Genomic DNA, 17,880 nt, shown 5'->3' with positions numbered 1-17,880 from the left:
TCTCCTTTATTTAAAATTGACCAAACCAACGGCACTGCGTAGGTTTGAAATCATTATACGTGCACGAGCTCTCGCCTTTTCAGCACCTGCTTGTAAAATTTCTTCTACATGAGCAGGGTTTGCCATCAGTTCAAGATACTTTTCACGGGGTTCACTAAGTTGACCATTAACCAGAGCAAAAAGTTCCTTCTTCGCTTCACCCCATGCAATACCTTCTGCAAATTTCTGACGCATTTGCGCCGTCTGCTCAGGTGTTGCAAAGGCTTGGTAAATTTCAAATACCGTAGAATCATTCGGGTCTTTCGCTTCGCCCGGCTCTAACAGATTCGTTTTGATTTTATTAATACCTTTTTGTAGCTTTTTCTCAGTATCAAACAAGGGAATCGTGTTGTTGTAGCTCTTGCTCATTTTGCGACCATCTAGGCCTTTGAGTATCGAGCCTTCTTCGCCAACCACCGCTTCAGGTAAGACAAAATGCTCACCAAACAAATGGTTAAAACGACCCGCAATATCACGTGCCATTTCAATGTGTTGAATTTGATCTCGACCAACAGGTACTTTATGGGCATTGAACGCCAAAATATCAGCGGCCATTAAAACAGGGTAACAAAACAACCCCATGGTGATACCGAAGTCAGGATCTTGCTCATTCTCAAGGTTAGCATCCACCGCGCCTTTGTAGGCGTGCGCACGGTTCATCAAGCCTTTTGACGTAACACACGTCAGCAACCAATTTAACTCAGCAATTTCAGGAATATCAGATTGGCGGTAAAACGTTGCTTTGTCAGTATCCAATCCGCATGCTAGCCATGTTGCTGCTATCTCTAATCGAGACTGCTTTACGCGCTCAGGATCCTGACACTTAATCAATGCATGATAATCAGCAAGGAAGAAGTAAGACTCCGTATTTTCTTGACGACTTGCTTCTATCGCAGGACGTATGGCACCAACATAGTTGCCTAAATGTGGTGTGCCCGTGGTGGTAACACCAGTTAAAACAATTTCTTTTGCCATTGTTACTACTCTTTCCTACTTAACATTGTATCGGGGCTTACTAGCGCTCAAATGCGGCTACCCTATCATAAAAAAATCCTAGCAAGAATTGTAATAAAACGATTCTTTAATTCGATGCGTTATAAGCCCTTTAAAAGGATTCACTATTAGTGGAGTCAAATACCCCAATATCAAGCATCCCAAATGAAGCAAGACTCATTAATTAGGCCAAAGCGCCTCAATAAGTCCCGAGTGGCGCTGAATGCGTGCGTGCGTCGCATTGCGAATCAAACTGCTCGCACCCCATAAAGTAACGTCTTTTTTAGCCCTTGTGATGCCGGTATACAGCAACTCTTTGGTCAATACTGGTGAAGCTGTTATTGGCAACAATAAAGCAACTCGGTCAAACTCAGAGCCTTGCGACTTATGCACCGTCATCGCAAACACCACTTCAAACTCACTGAGTCGACTCGGCAACAAACCAGTAAAGCTGCCATCAGGCTGCATAAACCAAACCCGAAGTCGTTGAGAGTCGTCAGGCATGCACAAGCCAATATCACCATTAAACAACCCCAATGCCGCGTCGTTTCTGGTGAGCATCACCGCTTTTCCTGGATACCAAACATGCGGATCTTTGACTCGACCTCGTTGATAAAAATACAGTTCCAAATGCGCATTGATCTTCTCAACACCAAACTCACCCTGACGCACCGCCGTCAGAATTTGGTAACGTGAAAAAGTCGCATACAATTCTGCGATACCACGCTTCTGGCGCACCGCTTCCCAATAGTCATCGTAGCCTTTTGCCAAGGTGGCAATATCCGCTTTCGTTTGCCCTTCCTCGGGCACGCACCAATGAACATCATCGCGACCCGATTGCAGACAACGCAAAACACCTTTTGCATCACCGGCATTCATCGCCTTTGCCAAATGCCCAATACCACTGTTTGCATGAAATCGATAACTGGTGCGCAACAAAGTTAACGCCCGGCTGATAGGAGGCGCTAAGGCGTTCCCAAATGGCGTTATATCTTCCCCTGTTACAAACGCCAAACGCGCCGCCCATTCCGGTCGGAAATACACATTTTCAATACCAAAGGATAAATCCCCAAGCACACTGCCCGCTTCTACCGACGCTAACTGATCTTTATCGCCCAACAAAATCAAGCGTGCATGGGGCGGCATGGCATCAATAAGTTTTGCCATCATCGGCAAATCGACCATGGAAACCTCATCAACCAATAGAACATCTAGGTGTAAAGGGTTGTCTTTATTATGTTTAAAACGACTACGGCCAAAATCACTTCCCAACAAACGATGTAAGGTACTGGCTTGTTCTGGAATCGCCTGCTTGATTTCATCGCTTAGCGGTAAATCTGCTTTAGCACTGGAAATGGATTCCGTTAACCGTGCCGCCGCTTTCCCAGTAGGGGCTGCCAACTCAATACGCAAAGGCTTACCTTGTGAAAAAGACTGCGCCACTAGCAAAGCCAATAACTTAGTTACCGTGGTGGTTTTACCCGTTCCTGGGCCGCCACTGATCACGGAAAAAGGCAAACTTGCAGCGTTCGCGACCGATACCTTTTGCCAATTGATGGTTTCAGATGTCTCTGGAAAAAGCTGAGCCAGTAACCCCGCGTCAACATCGAACGGAGCGACATCAAATTGTTTTTTGAAATAATTCAATACCTGTTGTTCATATTGATAATAACGATACAAATACAAACGCGTGCCCACTAACACCATGGGACGCTCCGCCAAATTTGGCGCCGTGGCAACTAAACAACTCGCGTTCAACGCGTCACACCAAGCCTGAACGCTGTTTACGCCGCCCGCTGCCAAAGCATTACGTAATTCATCAACACTCATGCCTTCTGGCGGCATTTGCCAAAGCGTCGCTAAATCAATACAAATATGGCCCGCACCAAGATACGCGCTGCATAAAGCCCCTGCCATCCAAACACTATGATCGTTTTCACCAGCATGCTGAGCCAGTTGCTCAATCCACTGACAATCAATGGCTCTAAACACACCTTTTGCCTGCAATGTCGACAAACTCACTTGAGCTGGGGAGCCGTTTTCTAGCAAGCGATCTTCTGACGGTGTTAATTGATCAAAAATGCCCATTTGATTAGAAAAGTCCATATTGCACCGCCTCCTCTGTCACCGCGTCTCCGCTAAACAGATTGTCCAGCGCCGTCAAATGCTCAAGCGATAAACGCGTTTCAAACACCCCTGTTTTCTGCTCAGGTTTCATGCCACGCAAGAACAAATACACCACACCGCCAACGTGTTTTTCGTAGTCATAATTTGGCAATCGCTGCTTCAACAAACGATGTAATGCCAAGGTGTACAACTGATATTGTAAATCGTACCTGTGCTCTGCCATCGCATGCACCAGCTTATCTGGTTCGTAATCCGTAAAATCATCACCTAAATAATTAGACTTATAATCCAGCACGTAATAACGACCTTGCCATTCAAACAGCAAATCGATAAAGCCTTTTAACATACCTTTTAACGGCCTATCTTGGATCAATGGTGACACCCGAGAGACCGCATCGTGCTCACGCGAAATACGATCAAGTTGCAAGGCATTCATGCCATCCACCGGTATAAAAAACTCTAATTCCTTGCGACAAGCCGACTGTGTTAATCCGCCAAGACTCATACCTTTCACCAACTCAGTATTGATAATATCGGGCAGCCATTCACTCAATACGGTTTGCCATTCATCAAATCCCTGACGTTCATAAAAGTCGGCCATGAGCTTATGATGACTGTTTTTTAACAAGTCACGAAAGCTCGGATTGGCGGCTACATTATGCAAGGCTTTACCTTCCAAAGTATCATGCAAAAAGGTGCCAGGCTTGGCGCCTTTCGGAAAGGTAAATCGATTCTGCTGCGGCTCTACCAGCAACTCTGGCTCTTCAATGTCGTCCGCTAAAGGATCGACCAGCCGCATGGTTTCATCCAATCCAGGCAAACTTTCGTCGTGACGCTCTTTGTCTTCCACCACAAGAGAAGAATAGCTGCCAACCCACCAGTCACGCTCTACGCGCCCAGTGAATTGACGAGCCTGTGGTGCAAGCAATTCAACCTGAGCCATTTTGAAACGCGGCAACGTTGGCGACTCGTCCGGTAAATCCTGAACGCTCATTTGTTCTGTGCGATAACGTCCGCAAAGTCGCTCTAAACTCGGATACAAAGCGCCCGCCTCAAGCAACTCGCCTTCTGCGATCAAAGCGCCAACGCCACTAAGATGTACATCCGACAAAGCACCACGAGATTTATTGGCTTTTTTCCCCACTTCCATCGAGCCGATAAAACAGGCCTCTTTTGAGCGAGTTAATGCCACGTACGCCAAGCGAATTTCTGCTGCGTACAGTTCTTCTTTGTGGCGCTCGGTTTGCGCTTCATCTGGATCGATGGCAATCCACAATTGCTGTTGATCGTCGTGAAAAAGCGCGGAAGTGCCTTGATCTCGATAAGGCGTAAACGCAAACGGCAAATACACTATTGGGTATTCCAAGCCCTTACTTTTATGAATCGTCACAATTCGAACCAGCTCAGCGTCCGTTTCAAGACGGATCTTTTGCTCATCGCTGTTGCCGTTGGGGTTTTGAATGGCTAACTTGAGATAGCGCAACACGCCTTCTTTAGAATCCAGTTCTAAGGATTTTTGCTGAAGTTTTTCGGTTAAATGCAGAAAATCCGTTAAGCGGCGCTCGCCACCGATATGACTCAGCATGTGCGTTGCCAATGCCACATCCTGCATAAACTCTCGCAACATGGGCAGCAAGCCTTGCTGGTCCCACAATTCCAAATAATGACGAAAAGCCTGTACCCATTTTTCGTAGACCACATCGTCGTGGTTTAACGTATCAAGCTCTTCCAACGACCATTCCACCAAACTGGTTGCCAACGCAGAACGCAGCTTATTTTCCTGTCCATTGGATAAAATGGCCGTCAGTACAATTAATAACTCACGAGCTTCGACCGTTTCAAATACGGAACCTTTATCACTCAAATACACACTGGCAATACCACGTTGCCGAAGTGCGTCTTTAAGTGCATTGGCTTGACTAAAATTGGTCACCAATAAGGCAACATCTTTGGGTCGCACGCCCTGTTCGCCAATCAAAGCCTGATTCAACTGGCCTTCGAGCAACAATTCATGCAAATGCGCGGCACAAGATTCCGCCATCGCATTGCGGTAATCCTTAGAAGAAACTGGCTCATCAGAATGACGATACAAGAATTGCAATGCCGCTTGAGTTTGACCTTGTCGAATAAATCGGTCCGCCACACCACGATCTTGCACTTCCACAAAGGGAATACCGCTCACTCGAAATGGTTCTTTTTGGGTCGTAAACAAGCCATTAACCGATTGAATCATCGCCGCGGAAGAACGGTAATTGGTGGCCAAAGAATAGACCTTATCGACGTGTTTTTTGGCGGACAAATAAGTATAAATATCGGCACCACGAAACGCATAAATAGCCTGCTTTGGGTCACCAATCATGATCAAACCCAACGCGTTTTGGTCAACTTGTGCGGATTCATAAATGGTCGAAAAAATCCGATATTGCACCGCGTCTGTGTCTTGAAATTCATCAATCAAAGCAATCGGATACAGATGACGAATCCGCTCTGCCAATTTACCGGCTTCGTCTTGCGTCAACGCCACATCAAGCGAGGTTAACAAATCCGTAAAGGTCAACGACTGCGTGCTACGCTTCCAACGCTTCATGCGTTCTTGCGTCTGCTGCCAAAGCTGAGTAAGCAGAACGGCTTTTAATCGGCCAGCATCAGGGAAGCTGTCGCGCAGCGATTGCACCAAATCAAAAAATTCATGGGCAGGTAAATCACCGCTTTTGCTTAATCGACTGGCGTGTTCATTGCTGTCAAATTTTTCTAGGCTCTTATCCAATTCAAAACGGCTTGAATGAGCCCATTGCGTCATGGCTTGAATGTCTTTCGATGGGTCTTTGCGCCAGAAAGTACGTTTGATACCACTGCGCTCAAGCGCTTCAATAATGTCGTGTGATTGTGACAACCACATGGCTTTCACGCTTTTCATTGTTTGCTGCGCCTGACTCAAGGCATTTTCCCAATCGTAATCAGGTGCAACCATTTTGGCGTCAGGCTGATTATTTAGTAAATACAAATCTTTTAACAAGGCATCAGGATTCGCCCAAATCGGCTGAATCAAGGCGGCTTTGGTGTCATCCATCGGATAAAACACGCTTCGCCAAACGTCTTTCACTGCCATCGACAACGGCGCCTGCTCATCGGTTTCAATGGTTTGTTGAAACAGCATACGACTTTCAAAGGCGTTTTGGCTCAACATACGCTGACAAAAACCATGGATGGTGAACACCGCGGCTTCATCCATTTGCTTTTCTGCATAAAGCAGCTTTTCAATAGCGCCGGATCGCTGGACATCGGACATTTTCGCCAACCAATCGGCCAAAAAAACGTCATTGCTCTCACCTTGCAATAAGGCTTTTCGCGCCACACGAATCCGCTCACGAATTCGTGCTTTTAGCTCTGCCGTGGCCGCTTCGGTAAAGGTCACCACCAAAATCTGATCAACCGTTAACGGTTTGTCCAAATCACCGTCTTGCCCCGTTGGTACTAATAAACGCAAATACAGGTTGGCGATCGTATAGGTCTTCCCCGTACCCGCACTGGCTTCGATCAAACGTTTGCCAAACAAAGGAAACGTCAGCGCGTTAAGTTGCTCTGGAACAGCCGAAAAGCTCGACGTGGAATCACTCATTCCATCACCTCCAAGTGGCGGTGCATGGGCAACCAAATCTGCTCACACAAACGAACGAAGGTGTCTTTTTGATCGGTCAAATCAGCATAGTAGCGCTGCCAATAAGCGTCATCGACTTCACTACGAGTAAACATACTGCTGTTCTCTTGATAAATCTTCAACGCTTGCTCCCATGCTATGTCAGCGTCTTCTTCCGCTTTGCTGGAACAATAACTTTTGCACCATGCATCGGCACTTTTTGCGGGCAAAGCAATCGGCTGGCATAAACCCAATTGCAGCAAGGCCAACATATTCGTTAAATGCTCCATGGCTTCTTTGGGCGGTATCAAGATGAAACTGTGCTGCAGCAACTTGCCCATTTTCGTAAGGTTAATCAGATGATGTTGTTTTGGCGTGCCTTGTGCGCACAAAGCCAGATGTTCAATCCAAGACTGCATTTTTTGATGCGCCGATAAATCGCCAATGCGATAAGACAAACGTGTGGTTGCCGTCGGTAAATCCAACCAAGCTTGTAAAACAAGACTGCCCAGTGACAAGTTCACCTCAATGGGCTCACACTCTTCCAATGCGTAGCTTTGCAACACCGTCAGCAGTTGTCGGCATTGACCTTGGCTTTGCTGTAAAGACAAACGCCCCAGCGCACCATAAGGCAAGGCACCCATGAGTGATAAGCGCTCAACAAACGGCACTTCGTCGCCTTTTAACATGGCTTGCAGCAATGATTCCCGCAGTTGATAGCCTGCCAAACCATCTAATGCAAACGGTTCATCTTCTTGCTCATCTTCTTCTTTTAAATTCAAATAGGCTTTTAAACGGCGCTGAGTAAAGTATCGCGCCGGATGAGCAATAAAACGTGACAGCTCGTCAAGCGCCATGTCAAAGCGAGACTGCTCTAATCCGTCCAGTGCTTTGAACCCTTGCGGCTCTTCTTCAACTTTTGCGCTCAGTAAAGCCGGCAGCCATTGCTCATCATAACTGTATAGACGTTTATCAAAGTGATTCGTCACCTCATTTTTTTTATCATGAGAACAATAATAGGCAGGATTAAACGGCTGTAATGGATGCTCGACAATCAGCGTATTCAACAAGGCCGACTGAGCATCGTCTGGCGCCAACGCATGATCGCCTTCAAACACACAACTTTGGCCGATGTACTCCAATAGCTCGCTTACCAAAATAGAAGGATTCTTGTCACTGTTATCTTGAATACTGCGTCCGACATAACTGATGTAGAAACAATCGCGCGCGGACATAAGCGCTTCAAGGAACAAATATTTGTCGTCTTCTCGTCGACTTCGGTCACCACTGCGGTATTGCCCAACCATGAGATCAAAGCCCATGGGCGCCACACTGCGTGGATAATCCCCTTCGTTGAGCCCCAAGACACAAATCACTTTAAACGGCACAGAACGCATTGGCATCAAGGTGCAAAAATTCACTCGGCCCGCTAAGAAACGCTGACCGCCCTGAGATTCTTGCAACAAAGGCGATAACAACTGTCGCAACACTTGCTGATCCAAAGGCGCGTCAAAATGCGCTTGTTGCCATTGCAATGTCAAGGCATCCAATTGCTTACTCAACAAGGCAGGAAACCCATCGTCTTCATCGACCAAGAAAAACTGCTCGGACAAATAGTACAAGGTCGAAATCCACTCTTTCGGCGATAAAGATTGCATTAGTCGAGCTTGAGCATCATTGATGGCAACCAAAAACTCAGCCAACTTACCCGCCACCGACGCTTCCAATCCTTCTACGTCGCCATAACTCAAGGTGCCTTGCCAAATATGATCGTGACCCATGACATAACCTAACAACATGCGGCGCACGCCGTTTAGCCAAGTATGAGATTCCTGCATGGGCAAATCGTGTTGCTCGGCGGTGTGTCCATCCAATCCCCAGCGCACGCCAACTTCCGTCGACCATTGGCGAATACGTTCTAATTCATCTGACGTTAACTCAAATCGCGCCAGCACCGCGGGCACTTCCAACACACTGATTAATTCCGATAAGGTAAAACGACTTTCGGCCAGACCTAGCAAATACAAATAGGCATCGACGATTGGATTTTCCATGCCACCAGATTGGTCGATTAAGGCAAACGGGATACGTTTTCTGCTTTGTGCTTGTCTACTTCCGCCACTTGTTTTTTCAGTCCCGCTGCTTTTAACACCACCAAAGACGGCTTTCACAAAAGGGCTGTAGGCGTTGACGTCGGGCAACATCACGATGATGTCTTTTGGTGTCAGACTGGGGTTTTGCTCGAACATTTGCAGCAATTGATCGTGCAATACTTCCACTTCACGCAATGGGCTGTGGCAAAGATGCACACGAATACTTTGATCACCCTCCGCGATACGATGTCGATATTCGGCGCTGGCAATGGTTGAATCTCTTTCTTCTTGAGATCCGTGGTTTTCTAAGGTCAGCACATCTTGCTGAACCCACTGCAGCAAACCACTCGATTGTTGGGTTTGATAATTTTCAAAGACTTCTAACTCACTGTCTGCCATCTCTTGAAGCTGCGCTATATAATCTCGTCCCAATCGTCCCCAGCTGGCCAGTAGCGGATTGGCATCAAGGTGTAACGTGTCGGTGCTCAATCCAGGCTTGAGGGTTTGGCGCTTTATTTCTCGTCCAAGGTAATGCTTGTCAACGACGTCGCCCCAATAAAAGCGACAGGGATTCTGTAGAAAAAGATGCACATCAATCCAACCCGATGCCGCGAGTACTCGTAAGGATTCAAGCGTATTAGGTGGCAAAGAAGAAACGCCAAAAATAAAAATACGTTCAGGAACGCCAACCGGACGAGTCGAAGACTGCGCGGCGTCTTGCAAGGCTTCAATCAAATTTCCACGATGATACAAGGACGTACCTTGTTCGCTCACATCAGCCACCAAATCTCGCCATAAAATGGCTTGCCATGGCTGTTGCTCAAACAAGGCTTCTAAGGCTTTGTCCGTGCCTTTGCCAAAAGCGCCGCCCGCTTCCCAAACTTTGATCCAATCAGGACGATACACCAAATATTGGTCATAAATATCGGCAATGCTGCTGCATAGCTGAAAGCGCCGAACCTGTGAATCATCTTCTTCTAAATACCAGCTAAGCGCTTGGAATTCATCATCACCCAAACGCGAATCCAATAAACGCATCAAACGCCACACCAAAAACGGCTTATTGAACTCACTTTGCGCCGGAATATCGTCAAGCGTCTGTGAAAAAGTTTGCCAAACAAACGTCGAGGGAAGAGGAAAAACCAAACCCGCGGCAATAGAATGAGATTGTGCCAAAAACATTTTTAACCATTGAGCCATCCCTGGGTTTTGCACCAAGATACACTCATCATCAAAAGGATTTTCTGGCGGTGAAAGAGCCAAAATCTTAGCCAGTAACACAGCTAAATCCTCTAGACGGTTACCTGTGTAAAGTTGAAACATGCACGAGCCCTACGCTTTAGAAAAAAGATCAATAAAACAGTTTAGAAAAAGGTCGCCATTCAATGAAAGGGAAAGTTAAGCAAAACTCTCGACCAATAATGAAATCTACAACAAGCCTAACCTTGGACAAGGTAAAAAAAAAGAATGGATTTGAGTTGTTTAGTATTTGAATCGCTAATGGTGGAGCTATGCGGGATCGAACCGCAGACCTCTTGCATGCCATGCAAGCGCTCTCCCAGCTGAGCTATAGCCCCACAAAACGCGTAGCGTCAGTGGACAGAGTGTCCTGAGATTGTTGTTTACCGCTTTCAATAGTCTCATTGAAATTGGTGGAGCCTAGCGGGATCGAACCGCTGACCTGTTCGCTGCCAGCGAACCGCTCTCCCAGCTGAGCTAAGGCCCCAAAACAGCGATGAATTCTATGGACACTAGTAATTACTGTCAACCTTTTTGACACCCATTTCAATTTTATCAAACGACAAAAAACGGCATCATAACTTTACTCATTGCCACGAGGAAGAAATATATGTTTTTATACCCTGCTATATTTAGATAATACAGAATCATGAAATTAAAAATGGGAAACATATGATCGAATTTCCAACGGTATTAGATGATCTAATGATGGCTCAACAACCTATACTCAAAAGAACAAAAGAAATTTTTGGGTATGAGCTTTTATTCCGTGGAAAGGATGCCCTAAACGCCAACATTTCTGATGGCGAAGCCGCTACCAGTCAAGTTCTGGTTAATCTATGCATTGGCATCACAAAATTAGAATCACAATTAAGAAAGCCTTTTTTTATCAATATGACGACGGAGCTGATGCTATCTGACGCATTTTTTCCGATTGACCCAGATACTGTCTATATTGAAATACTCGAAAGCCAAAAACTGACCCCTGAGTTCTTTACGGCCTTAGAAAAGTGGCGTTCCGCTGGCTATCGATTTGCTTTAGACGATTATCAATTTGATGCTACTTATGAAGCCTTATTGCCATGGGTATCCATTGTCAAAGTTGACGTTCTTGCAACGCACCCTGAAAAATACTTAAAAAAAATTACTGACCTCAAAGCCAGAGGGCTTATCTTACTCGCTGAAAAAGTGGAAGACTTAGCGATGTTTGAACTTTGTAAAAAGCTTGGATTCGACCTGTTCCAAGGCTATTTTCTACAACGTCCAGAAATCATTAAAGGCAAAAAAATAGACTCTGCAACGCACGGCGCCATAGAACTGGTTAATGCGCTGCAAAACAAAGACGTTAGTATAGAAACCATTACCAACCTAGTCGGTAAAAATCCAAAATTGTCTTATCAACTATTACGCATTCTTAATAGCCCAGTGTGCGGCGTACCTAAAACCGTTGTATCGATCAAAGAAGCTGTCGTCTTTTTAGGTCTTGTCAAATTAAAAAAATGGGCGCTACTTATCACACTAACGTCATCAACCAACCAACCGATGGCTTTGCTCAAAGTACTGTTAACTCGTGGACGCTGCTGCCAACTGCTTGCTGAAAGTAAAAAGTCCAACTTGACCGATTCTGCTTTCATGGTGGGTTTGATGTCCGGCATAGACGCCGTATTCAACGTAGAAAAGTCCGTTGTATTAGAGCAAATCGCGCTAGATAAGTACTCACTTGCCGCCATCATGACTCAATCCGGAGAATTGGGCGCTTATTTGACCCAGACCTTAAACTGCGAAGAACAAAACTGGGGTAATATTGAATCTATGCCAGCAACAGAAAGAACAACCTTAAATCGAGCATTTCTGGACGCTATGTTGTGGTCAGATGAAGTAATGAAGTCTATTAACTAAATAAAATATTTTTATTTTAGGTTAAACGATTGACACCTATACAAAAAAACATAGAATACGTTTCACCTTTTTCAAGGCCAGTGTGGTGGAATTGGTAGACACGACGGATTCAAAATCGAAACGGTTTATCATTTTTTTAAGAAAATATTCTTTTAAAACATCAACTTATAGTTTTGAAAAAGATAAAAAAAGTTGTATAACTGTTGTATAGCTTTTGGAATTGTTGGCGGTATGGTGGAATTGGTAGACACGTCGGATTAATCTGTGTCTGAAAACACTCTAATAGAGTGAAAGAAAAAATAAACGAGTCCGCTTCTTTCGTAAGAAAGTCGATTAAATTGGATGAATTGCTGGAAAATCTTTGACGAGACAATCAGCAGCCAAGCCCACGGAGTCTGGGAAGGTTCAGAGACTACCTGAGCTTATGCGAATAGGCTTAATAACAGGAATTAGTTAAGTATTAATATCTTAATGAAAAAGCGTCCAGCCCCTATTTTTTAGGGTGATGATATAGTCCGTGAAAATGTCAAAATCCGATGCCTTCGGGTGTGCCAGTTCGAGTCTGGCTACCGCTACCAACTAAAAAAACGCCCCTTTATTGGGGCTTTTTTATGAATTTAAAAAGGGTTTTCTGGAACTAATTCGTATATTAAAAGATAAATAATACGATTTTAAACAGTAAAAAAGACCTTCAAGGTCTTTTTATATGTAATTCAAATAATAAATATTATTTTAAAAAGTAATATTTATTATCATCCTTAATAGCATGAAAAGAATTAACTCGTTTAATTACCCCTAAAATAGATTTATATTCTTTAATGCCAGAATAGCAAACATATTCTTCATCTTTATCAAATACATAATCATCAGCATATAAACCAGATAAATCTACAAATATAAACGGTGTTGAATAATTACGCATTGAAGTAGATGATAATAGGAGACCATTTGAAAGAGATTGAGAAATCTTAAAACCTTTTAGTTCATATATAAGTTGATCATTCGGCTTAAAATAATCAAAACCAATCAAATCAGAGAGACTGTTATTCTCACGAAAATTTAGATCTTTAGCTTTTTCACAACCATTCAATTTAGCATTAGTTAGAAATATTTTCTTCTCATGATTTTTACCTTTAATAGCAATATCCCTAATAACTTCTTTTAACGAAAAGATTTCCCTATTCAAATTCTTTATATACTGATCATAATTATTATTTTCACTTATTAAATTAGAAAAAAGAATCTCTTTAATTCCATTTCTTTCCATGCAATCTTTAGATTCTATGTTATTAGCATCACAATAGTTAAACAAATCATAAAAACCGATATTATTATCAGATTTATAATTCTCAAACTCATTTGCATGTTTTTCAACAACACTATCAATAAAGTTTCTTGTCACGTTAAAACTATAAATCACACTATCAATAGATCGGTACAACTCTAAAAGTTTAGGCATATCATTTTCATAATTTTTAGATTTTATTATAAAATCTTCCTTCATTGAATCTATGCGCTTATAGAAAGTTATTAAATCATCCTCCTTAATATATTTAATAGAATTACCAATTGAAAATGGCATTGAATAATTAAATTCTTTTAAAATCTCCAAATCTTTAGAACTAATCCATTGATCAATACTTTCGTTTGTTTTTTGCTCTGGAGACTTTAATGATTCTTTGTATGAACTAATTAAGTTTTCTGTGCTTTTACATCCTGAACAAAAAAATAGAATCAATAAAGAAGTGAATATTAAACGCATTTTTTAAATCCTTAAATAAAATAATTAATAGTGCAACAACAGAATCTTAAGATTGAGACTTAAACCTTAGAAATAATTGACACAGGCCGTCTTTTGTAAGCTTATTAGTAAATTAAACACTATTAGATTCTTTTTCAAGGTCTGTCGAATTATAAATTCACACAATACACTTAAAACATCGTTTAAACGCTTATATGATCATCACTTAGCTCTTCCGCACTTCCAGAAAAGCCGCTTGCGGCATATCTCTTTAATATCTTAACCAATCATATCAAAGAAATAAAAAACACGCTTAAAACATCATTTAAACGCTTTTTACGGTCATCGCTACGCTCTTCCGCACTTCCAGAAAAGCCCGAAGGGCATATCTCTTAAATCTCTTATGCACTTAATAAGTCTTACTTTTGTTTTTTGCGTCACTTTGCGAAAGATAAAAGAAAGAAAATTTAAGTTCTTTTTATCTATATTAAAAATTCTAAATCAGTTACTAATCTACATTAGTTAGTAATCTATATTATTAGCACACCACTATTTTACATCTTCATCCACCACTATTTTACTTCTTCATCCACCACTATTTTACTTTGCACACACCACAATTAAGCTTTTATTTTCAATCACACACACCACAATTAAGCTTTTTGACCCAACACTTTAATACATAATTTGACAATTTAAAAAAATATGATTAATTGAAATTATAAACAAAAAAAATCGCATTCAAATAAATGAATGCGACTTTTAAAAAAATTAAACTTCCGGCAAGAAGATATAAATTAATATACATTTAATTGTTATAAAGTCAATAATTAAATTTGAAATAATGTATTTCTTCACTGTTTAATTTTTAAAATTATATAATGAGGAATATATAAAATGATCGAATACTTTACAATAGCGAGAGAATTAATGAACAGAGAAAACAAACTACATTATGAATTATTTGATTTTAAACAAAATCACGACATTAAACTATTTGTTGCGATCTTATCAAACGCAACGATGATTTATAAGAATAACAAAACAGATGAAAACTATTTGACTTTTTCATTAAAAAACTTTTTTGCGAGTGATAGTTATTTGTGTAGAGCTACTTTAAGTTTTATTTATATTGAAAAATTCTTGTTGACGCATCATATAATAATTTCAAAATTCTTTGATTTGATTGATTATGATTTAGAAAATAAAACTATAAGTTTTACTTTTACTGATACATATATAAAAACGATGAAAAAAAGTGGTTTTAATAAATTAGAGTTAAAAACATTGAAAAGCATAAAAGATATAAGAACAACTAAACTAGCGATGATTTTAGCAATGAAGCCTAGTGGTTATTTAGACGTAAATTATTTATTTAAAGTTTTAGATTTGTATAAAATTGAGCGAAGAGATAGAAGAATATTCAAAATTAAACAAGCTTTTAAAAGCTTAAATGTAGAAGTCAAATATAAATACCCTGTTAACAAAAATTCACCAACATTAGAAGAACACTATAAATTTTATTATTAAAATTTATAGCGCCTTTTATTTGAATTTTCATTTTTAACATTATTATTTAGATCGTTTTTATGATCTATTTTTAAAATATATAAGTCGTCTTTATCATTTAATATACTTTTTAATGATCTATCTTTATTTAACTCATTAAGAACATAATCAGTATCATATTTATTATTTAATTTTGATAATACAAATTTTCTTTGCTCATCAATACTATTATTAGTTAATTTATTATCATAGAGATTAATTAAATTTGAATTGCTCATTTTTTCGCTTAAAACAACAATTTTAACATCATCAAGAGAGATTGAAGAATTTTCTAATTGAAAGAAAAATAAATCATCTTTATTATTTTTATATGCAACTTTCATAGATTTTAAAGTAAGTTCTTTGTTTTGTGAACTTGCACCCTTCCAGCCGTTCTCCTTTGCTATTTTATAAGTCAATTCTAAATCGAAAGGATTTGAATTTGGGCTTAATGATATTGTTTTTTTATCTTGGCTTATCTTTAAATTAAAGTTGTTTGGTCTTTTTTCTTCATCTTTTTTATTATAGAAAATTGACATTGAACCATCATTATTTTTAACTTGCTTATAATTATAGTTTATATTTTTAACATCGAAATCATTACTAATACTTAATTTTTCATCATTTTTAAAGCTTCTATTAGTTAAGTATTCGAATAAATCAGCATCATTTTTTTTAATCTTACCGTATGTCAAATATGAGTTAATTTTTCCGCCTGCAAGCGAAATATCATCATTTAATGATGTATACGTTATGCCACCAGTGCCGTTCTCTCTCATATTTAAAAATATTTCTATCTTGTTATCATTTAGTATATCAATAAATTCTTGTGTCGTTTTAGAACTTCGATAAGCATTATTAACAGTGTTTTTAAGATTTGAAAAAATATCATCATTATTTAAAAGATCATCTTTTTTATCTAAAATATATTTTTCTTCATTATTAACAACATTAATTTTTCTCTCATTGATTATTTTTTTACCAAGAATTTTACGATGAGTATTATTTTTAATACGCCAATCATCTTTTATCATACCTTCTAATTTTGAAACTTTGTTTTCATTATTTTTAATTAAATTTTCATTATATTCTTTGTCTATTTTTACTTGATCAGTAAACCAGTTTTTAACTTTCTTAAAAACACTGTATTTAATAGGCTTTTCTAATTCAGTTATTTTCCCATATATTACATTTATTTTATTATTAACCTTTTTTTTATTACTTCTGTGAATGTCTTTATTCTTATTTATAGATGAATTTAATTTATTTTCTTTTGTTTTCAAAGAATATTTAATATTGCCTAATTCGTCTATTTTACAGTTGTAATCGATAGCTTTATTTTTAGCTATTTTTTTATGATCATCATTCAAATTTGGGACATATATTTTCTTTTTCTTATTATTTACGTCTATTTTCCATATGTAATTATCAGGGTTATTTTTTCCAGTAAGTGTTAATTTATTCTCTTTCTCTATTTTCTGCACTGCTGACTGTCTTTTTAAGCCCGAATTGCTTTGTCTATGATAGTTGCCTAACTCGTCGTGATAACCTCTCACAATATGGAAGTGAAGCTTTCCACTATCGACCTGCGGCCATATCATATATGGCGTTTTTTCAAAATTAGGATCGTATTTTTTAGCTGTTTTTATTGCTAATTTTAAAGCGTTAGCCATACCTAATCTTTCATCATCATCATTTGAAAATGATATTACAGAATGCTCGTATAGGTATTTTTGACGTGAATTTTTAGATAGTTGTGAATTAGCATCAACTGATAAAATAAAGTTCTCTACGAGCTGGTTATATTCGTTTTCGTCGTTTACATTTGAACAATAACCACAGTTAGAACTAACAGAAATTAATCTTGGATTGTTTGTATTATTCAATCCTACCTTGTCATTGCTGTTATATTTGATAACTTTTTTTAATTGCTTAATTGTTGTAGCTTCGTGTTTTAGTGAGAAAATAGTCATTATTTCCCCCTTCCCGCTTGCTTTACGTGTTTTGTAAAATAGTTTTTTGCTTTAATACCTTGACTTAAAAAATCTTTAATTTTTTTAAGATCATCATCATTTAATGATTTTCTTTCATTTGCTACTTTTGCAAGTTGATTTAAATTATTTCCGTATTTGATCAGATGATTTAATACTTTTAAAGAATGTCCTTCTTTATCTACGTAAACAGATTTAAAGCCTTTTCCGCTATTCATATAATGAATAATTAAAGTTTCCCAACTTTTAAAACCTGAATTTCTTTTCTGCTCGTTTAGTAATTCATAAGTTGAATCATCTAATCTTATATGAATACTTTTTCTTCTATTATTTTTATTTTTGTTTTCCATTTTCTATCCCTTTTATGTCTAAAACTTATCCAAATGCCAATGCGGAAAGTTATTTTATTTTATATCTATCTCTCAAATTTAATTTATTAAATTTCATATTTTCGGAGAAAATCAAGTTAGGATGGGGAACCCAACCTTCTACTTGCAATATAATACATTTAGCATATTTGATTGATCTGTCAAATCAATATAAAAAAAGAGAAAGGGAAAAGAAAAAGGCACT

General features: G+C 39.5%; 9 protein-coding genes and 2 tRNA genes. 2 read left to right on the top strand and 9 right to left on the bottom strand.

From position 1 onward, the window contains the following. Window positions 1-6: 6 nt before the first annotated feature. From MP3633_RS05030 to MP3633_RS05005, 6 genes are all read right to left on the bottom strand, one after another. Entirely contained in the window at window positions 7-1,014 is a 1,008-nt protein-coding gene (locus tag MP3633_RS05030; RefSeq protein WP_112140268.1) for a tryptophan--tRNA ligase, read from the bottom strand. A gap of 198 nt (window positions 1,015-1,212) precedes the next feature. Continuing rightward, entirely contained in the window at window positions 1,213-3,138 is a 1,926-nt protein-coding gene (gene recD / locus MP3633_RS05025; RefSeq protein ID WP_176334715.1) for an exodeoxyribonuclease V subunit alpha, read from the bottom strand. Continuing rightward, window positions 3,125-6,778 carry an exodeoxyribonuclease V subunit beta gene (gene recB / locus MP3633_RS05020; protein WP_176334714.1) on the bottom strand — a complete coding sequence of 1,218 codons (3,654 nt, stop codon included), beginning with the start codon at window positions 6,776-6,778 and terminating at the stop codon, window positions 3,125-3,127. Before recB ends, recD begins: the two co-directional genes overlap by 14 nt. Further along, window positions 6,775-10,212 (bottom strand): exodeoxyribonuclease V subunit gamma, encoded by a 3,438-nt coding sequence (gene recC, locus MP3633_RS05015; protein WP_176334713.1) that lies wholly within the window; start codon window positions 10,210-10,212, stop codon window positions 6,775-6,777. Before recC ends, recB begins: the two co-directional genes overlap by 4 nt. Before the next feature lie 178 nt (window positions 10,213-10,390). Then, a tRNA-Ala gene (locus MP3633_RS05010) sits at window positions 10,391-10,466 on the bottom strand. A gap of 73 nt (window positions 10,467-10,539) precedes the next feature. Continuing rightward, window positions 10,540-10,615: transfer RNA gene (locus MP3633_RS05005), tRNA-Ala, on the bottom strand. Window positions 10,616-10,800: 185 nt separating this feature from the next. Between MP3633_RS05005 and MP3633_RS05000 the strand changes: the two genes are divergently transcribed. Next, the gene (locus MP3633_RS05000; protein WP_176334712.1) at window positions 10,801-12,027 is read left to right on the top strand and encodes an EAL and HDOD domain-containing protein; all 1,227 of its coding nucleotides are present in this window, start codon (window positions 10,801-10,803) and stop codon (window positions 12,025-12,027) included. Between the two features lie 727 nt (window positions 12,028-12,754). On the opposite strand, the gene MP3633_RS04995 is transcribed toward MP3633_RS05000, so the two are convergent. Continuing rightward, entirely contained in the window at window positions 12,755-13,789 is a 1,035-nt protein-coding gene (locus MP3633_RS04995) for a hypothetical protein (protein WP_176334711.1), read from the bottom strand. An 876-nt stretch (window positions 13,790-14,665) separates the two neighbouring features. Here MP3633_RS04995 and MP3633_RS04990 point away from each other — a divergent pair. Beyond that, window positions 14,666-15,298: a hypothetical protein gene (locus MP3633_RS04990; protein WP_176334710.1), complete on the top strand. Its 633-nt coding sequence runs from the start codon at window positions 14,666-14,668 to the stop codon at window positions 15,296-15,298. Here the strand turns inward: MP3633_RS04990 and MP3633_RS04985 are convergent. Next, entirely contained in the window at window positions 15,295-17,289 is a 1,995-nt protein-coding gene (locus tag MP3633_RS04985) for a hypothetical protein (RefSeq protein WP_176334709.1), read from the bottom strand. The genes MP3633_RS04990 and MP3633_RS04985 overlap by 4 nt on opposite strands. Further along, the gene (gene mobC / locus MP3633_RS04980) at window positions 17,289-17,657 is read right to left on the bottom strand and encodes a plasmid mobilization relaxosome protein MobC (RefSeq protein WP_176334708.1); all 369 of its coding nucleotides are present in this window, start codon (window positions 17,655-17,657) and stop codon (window positions 17,289-17,291) included. Before mobC ends, MP3633_RS04985 begins: the two co-directional genes overlap by 1 nt. Window positions 17,658-17,880: the final 223 nt, after the last annotated feature.

The sequence above is a fragment of the Marinomonas primoryensis genome, from assembly GCF_013372285.1.
Classification (GTDB): domain Bacteria; phylum Pseudomonadota; class Gammaproteobacteria; order Pseudomonadales; family Marinomonadaceae; genus Marinomonas; species Marinomonas primoryensis.
The sequence above is the reverse complement of the archived record's forward strand: the minus strand, read 5'-3'. Positions and strand labels throughout refer to the sequence as shown.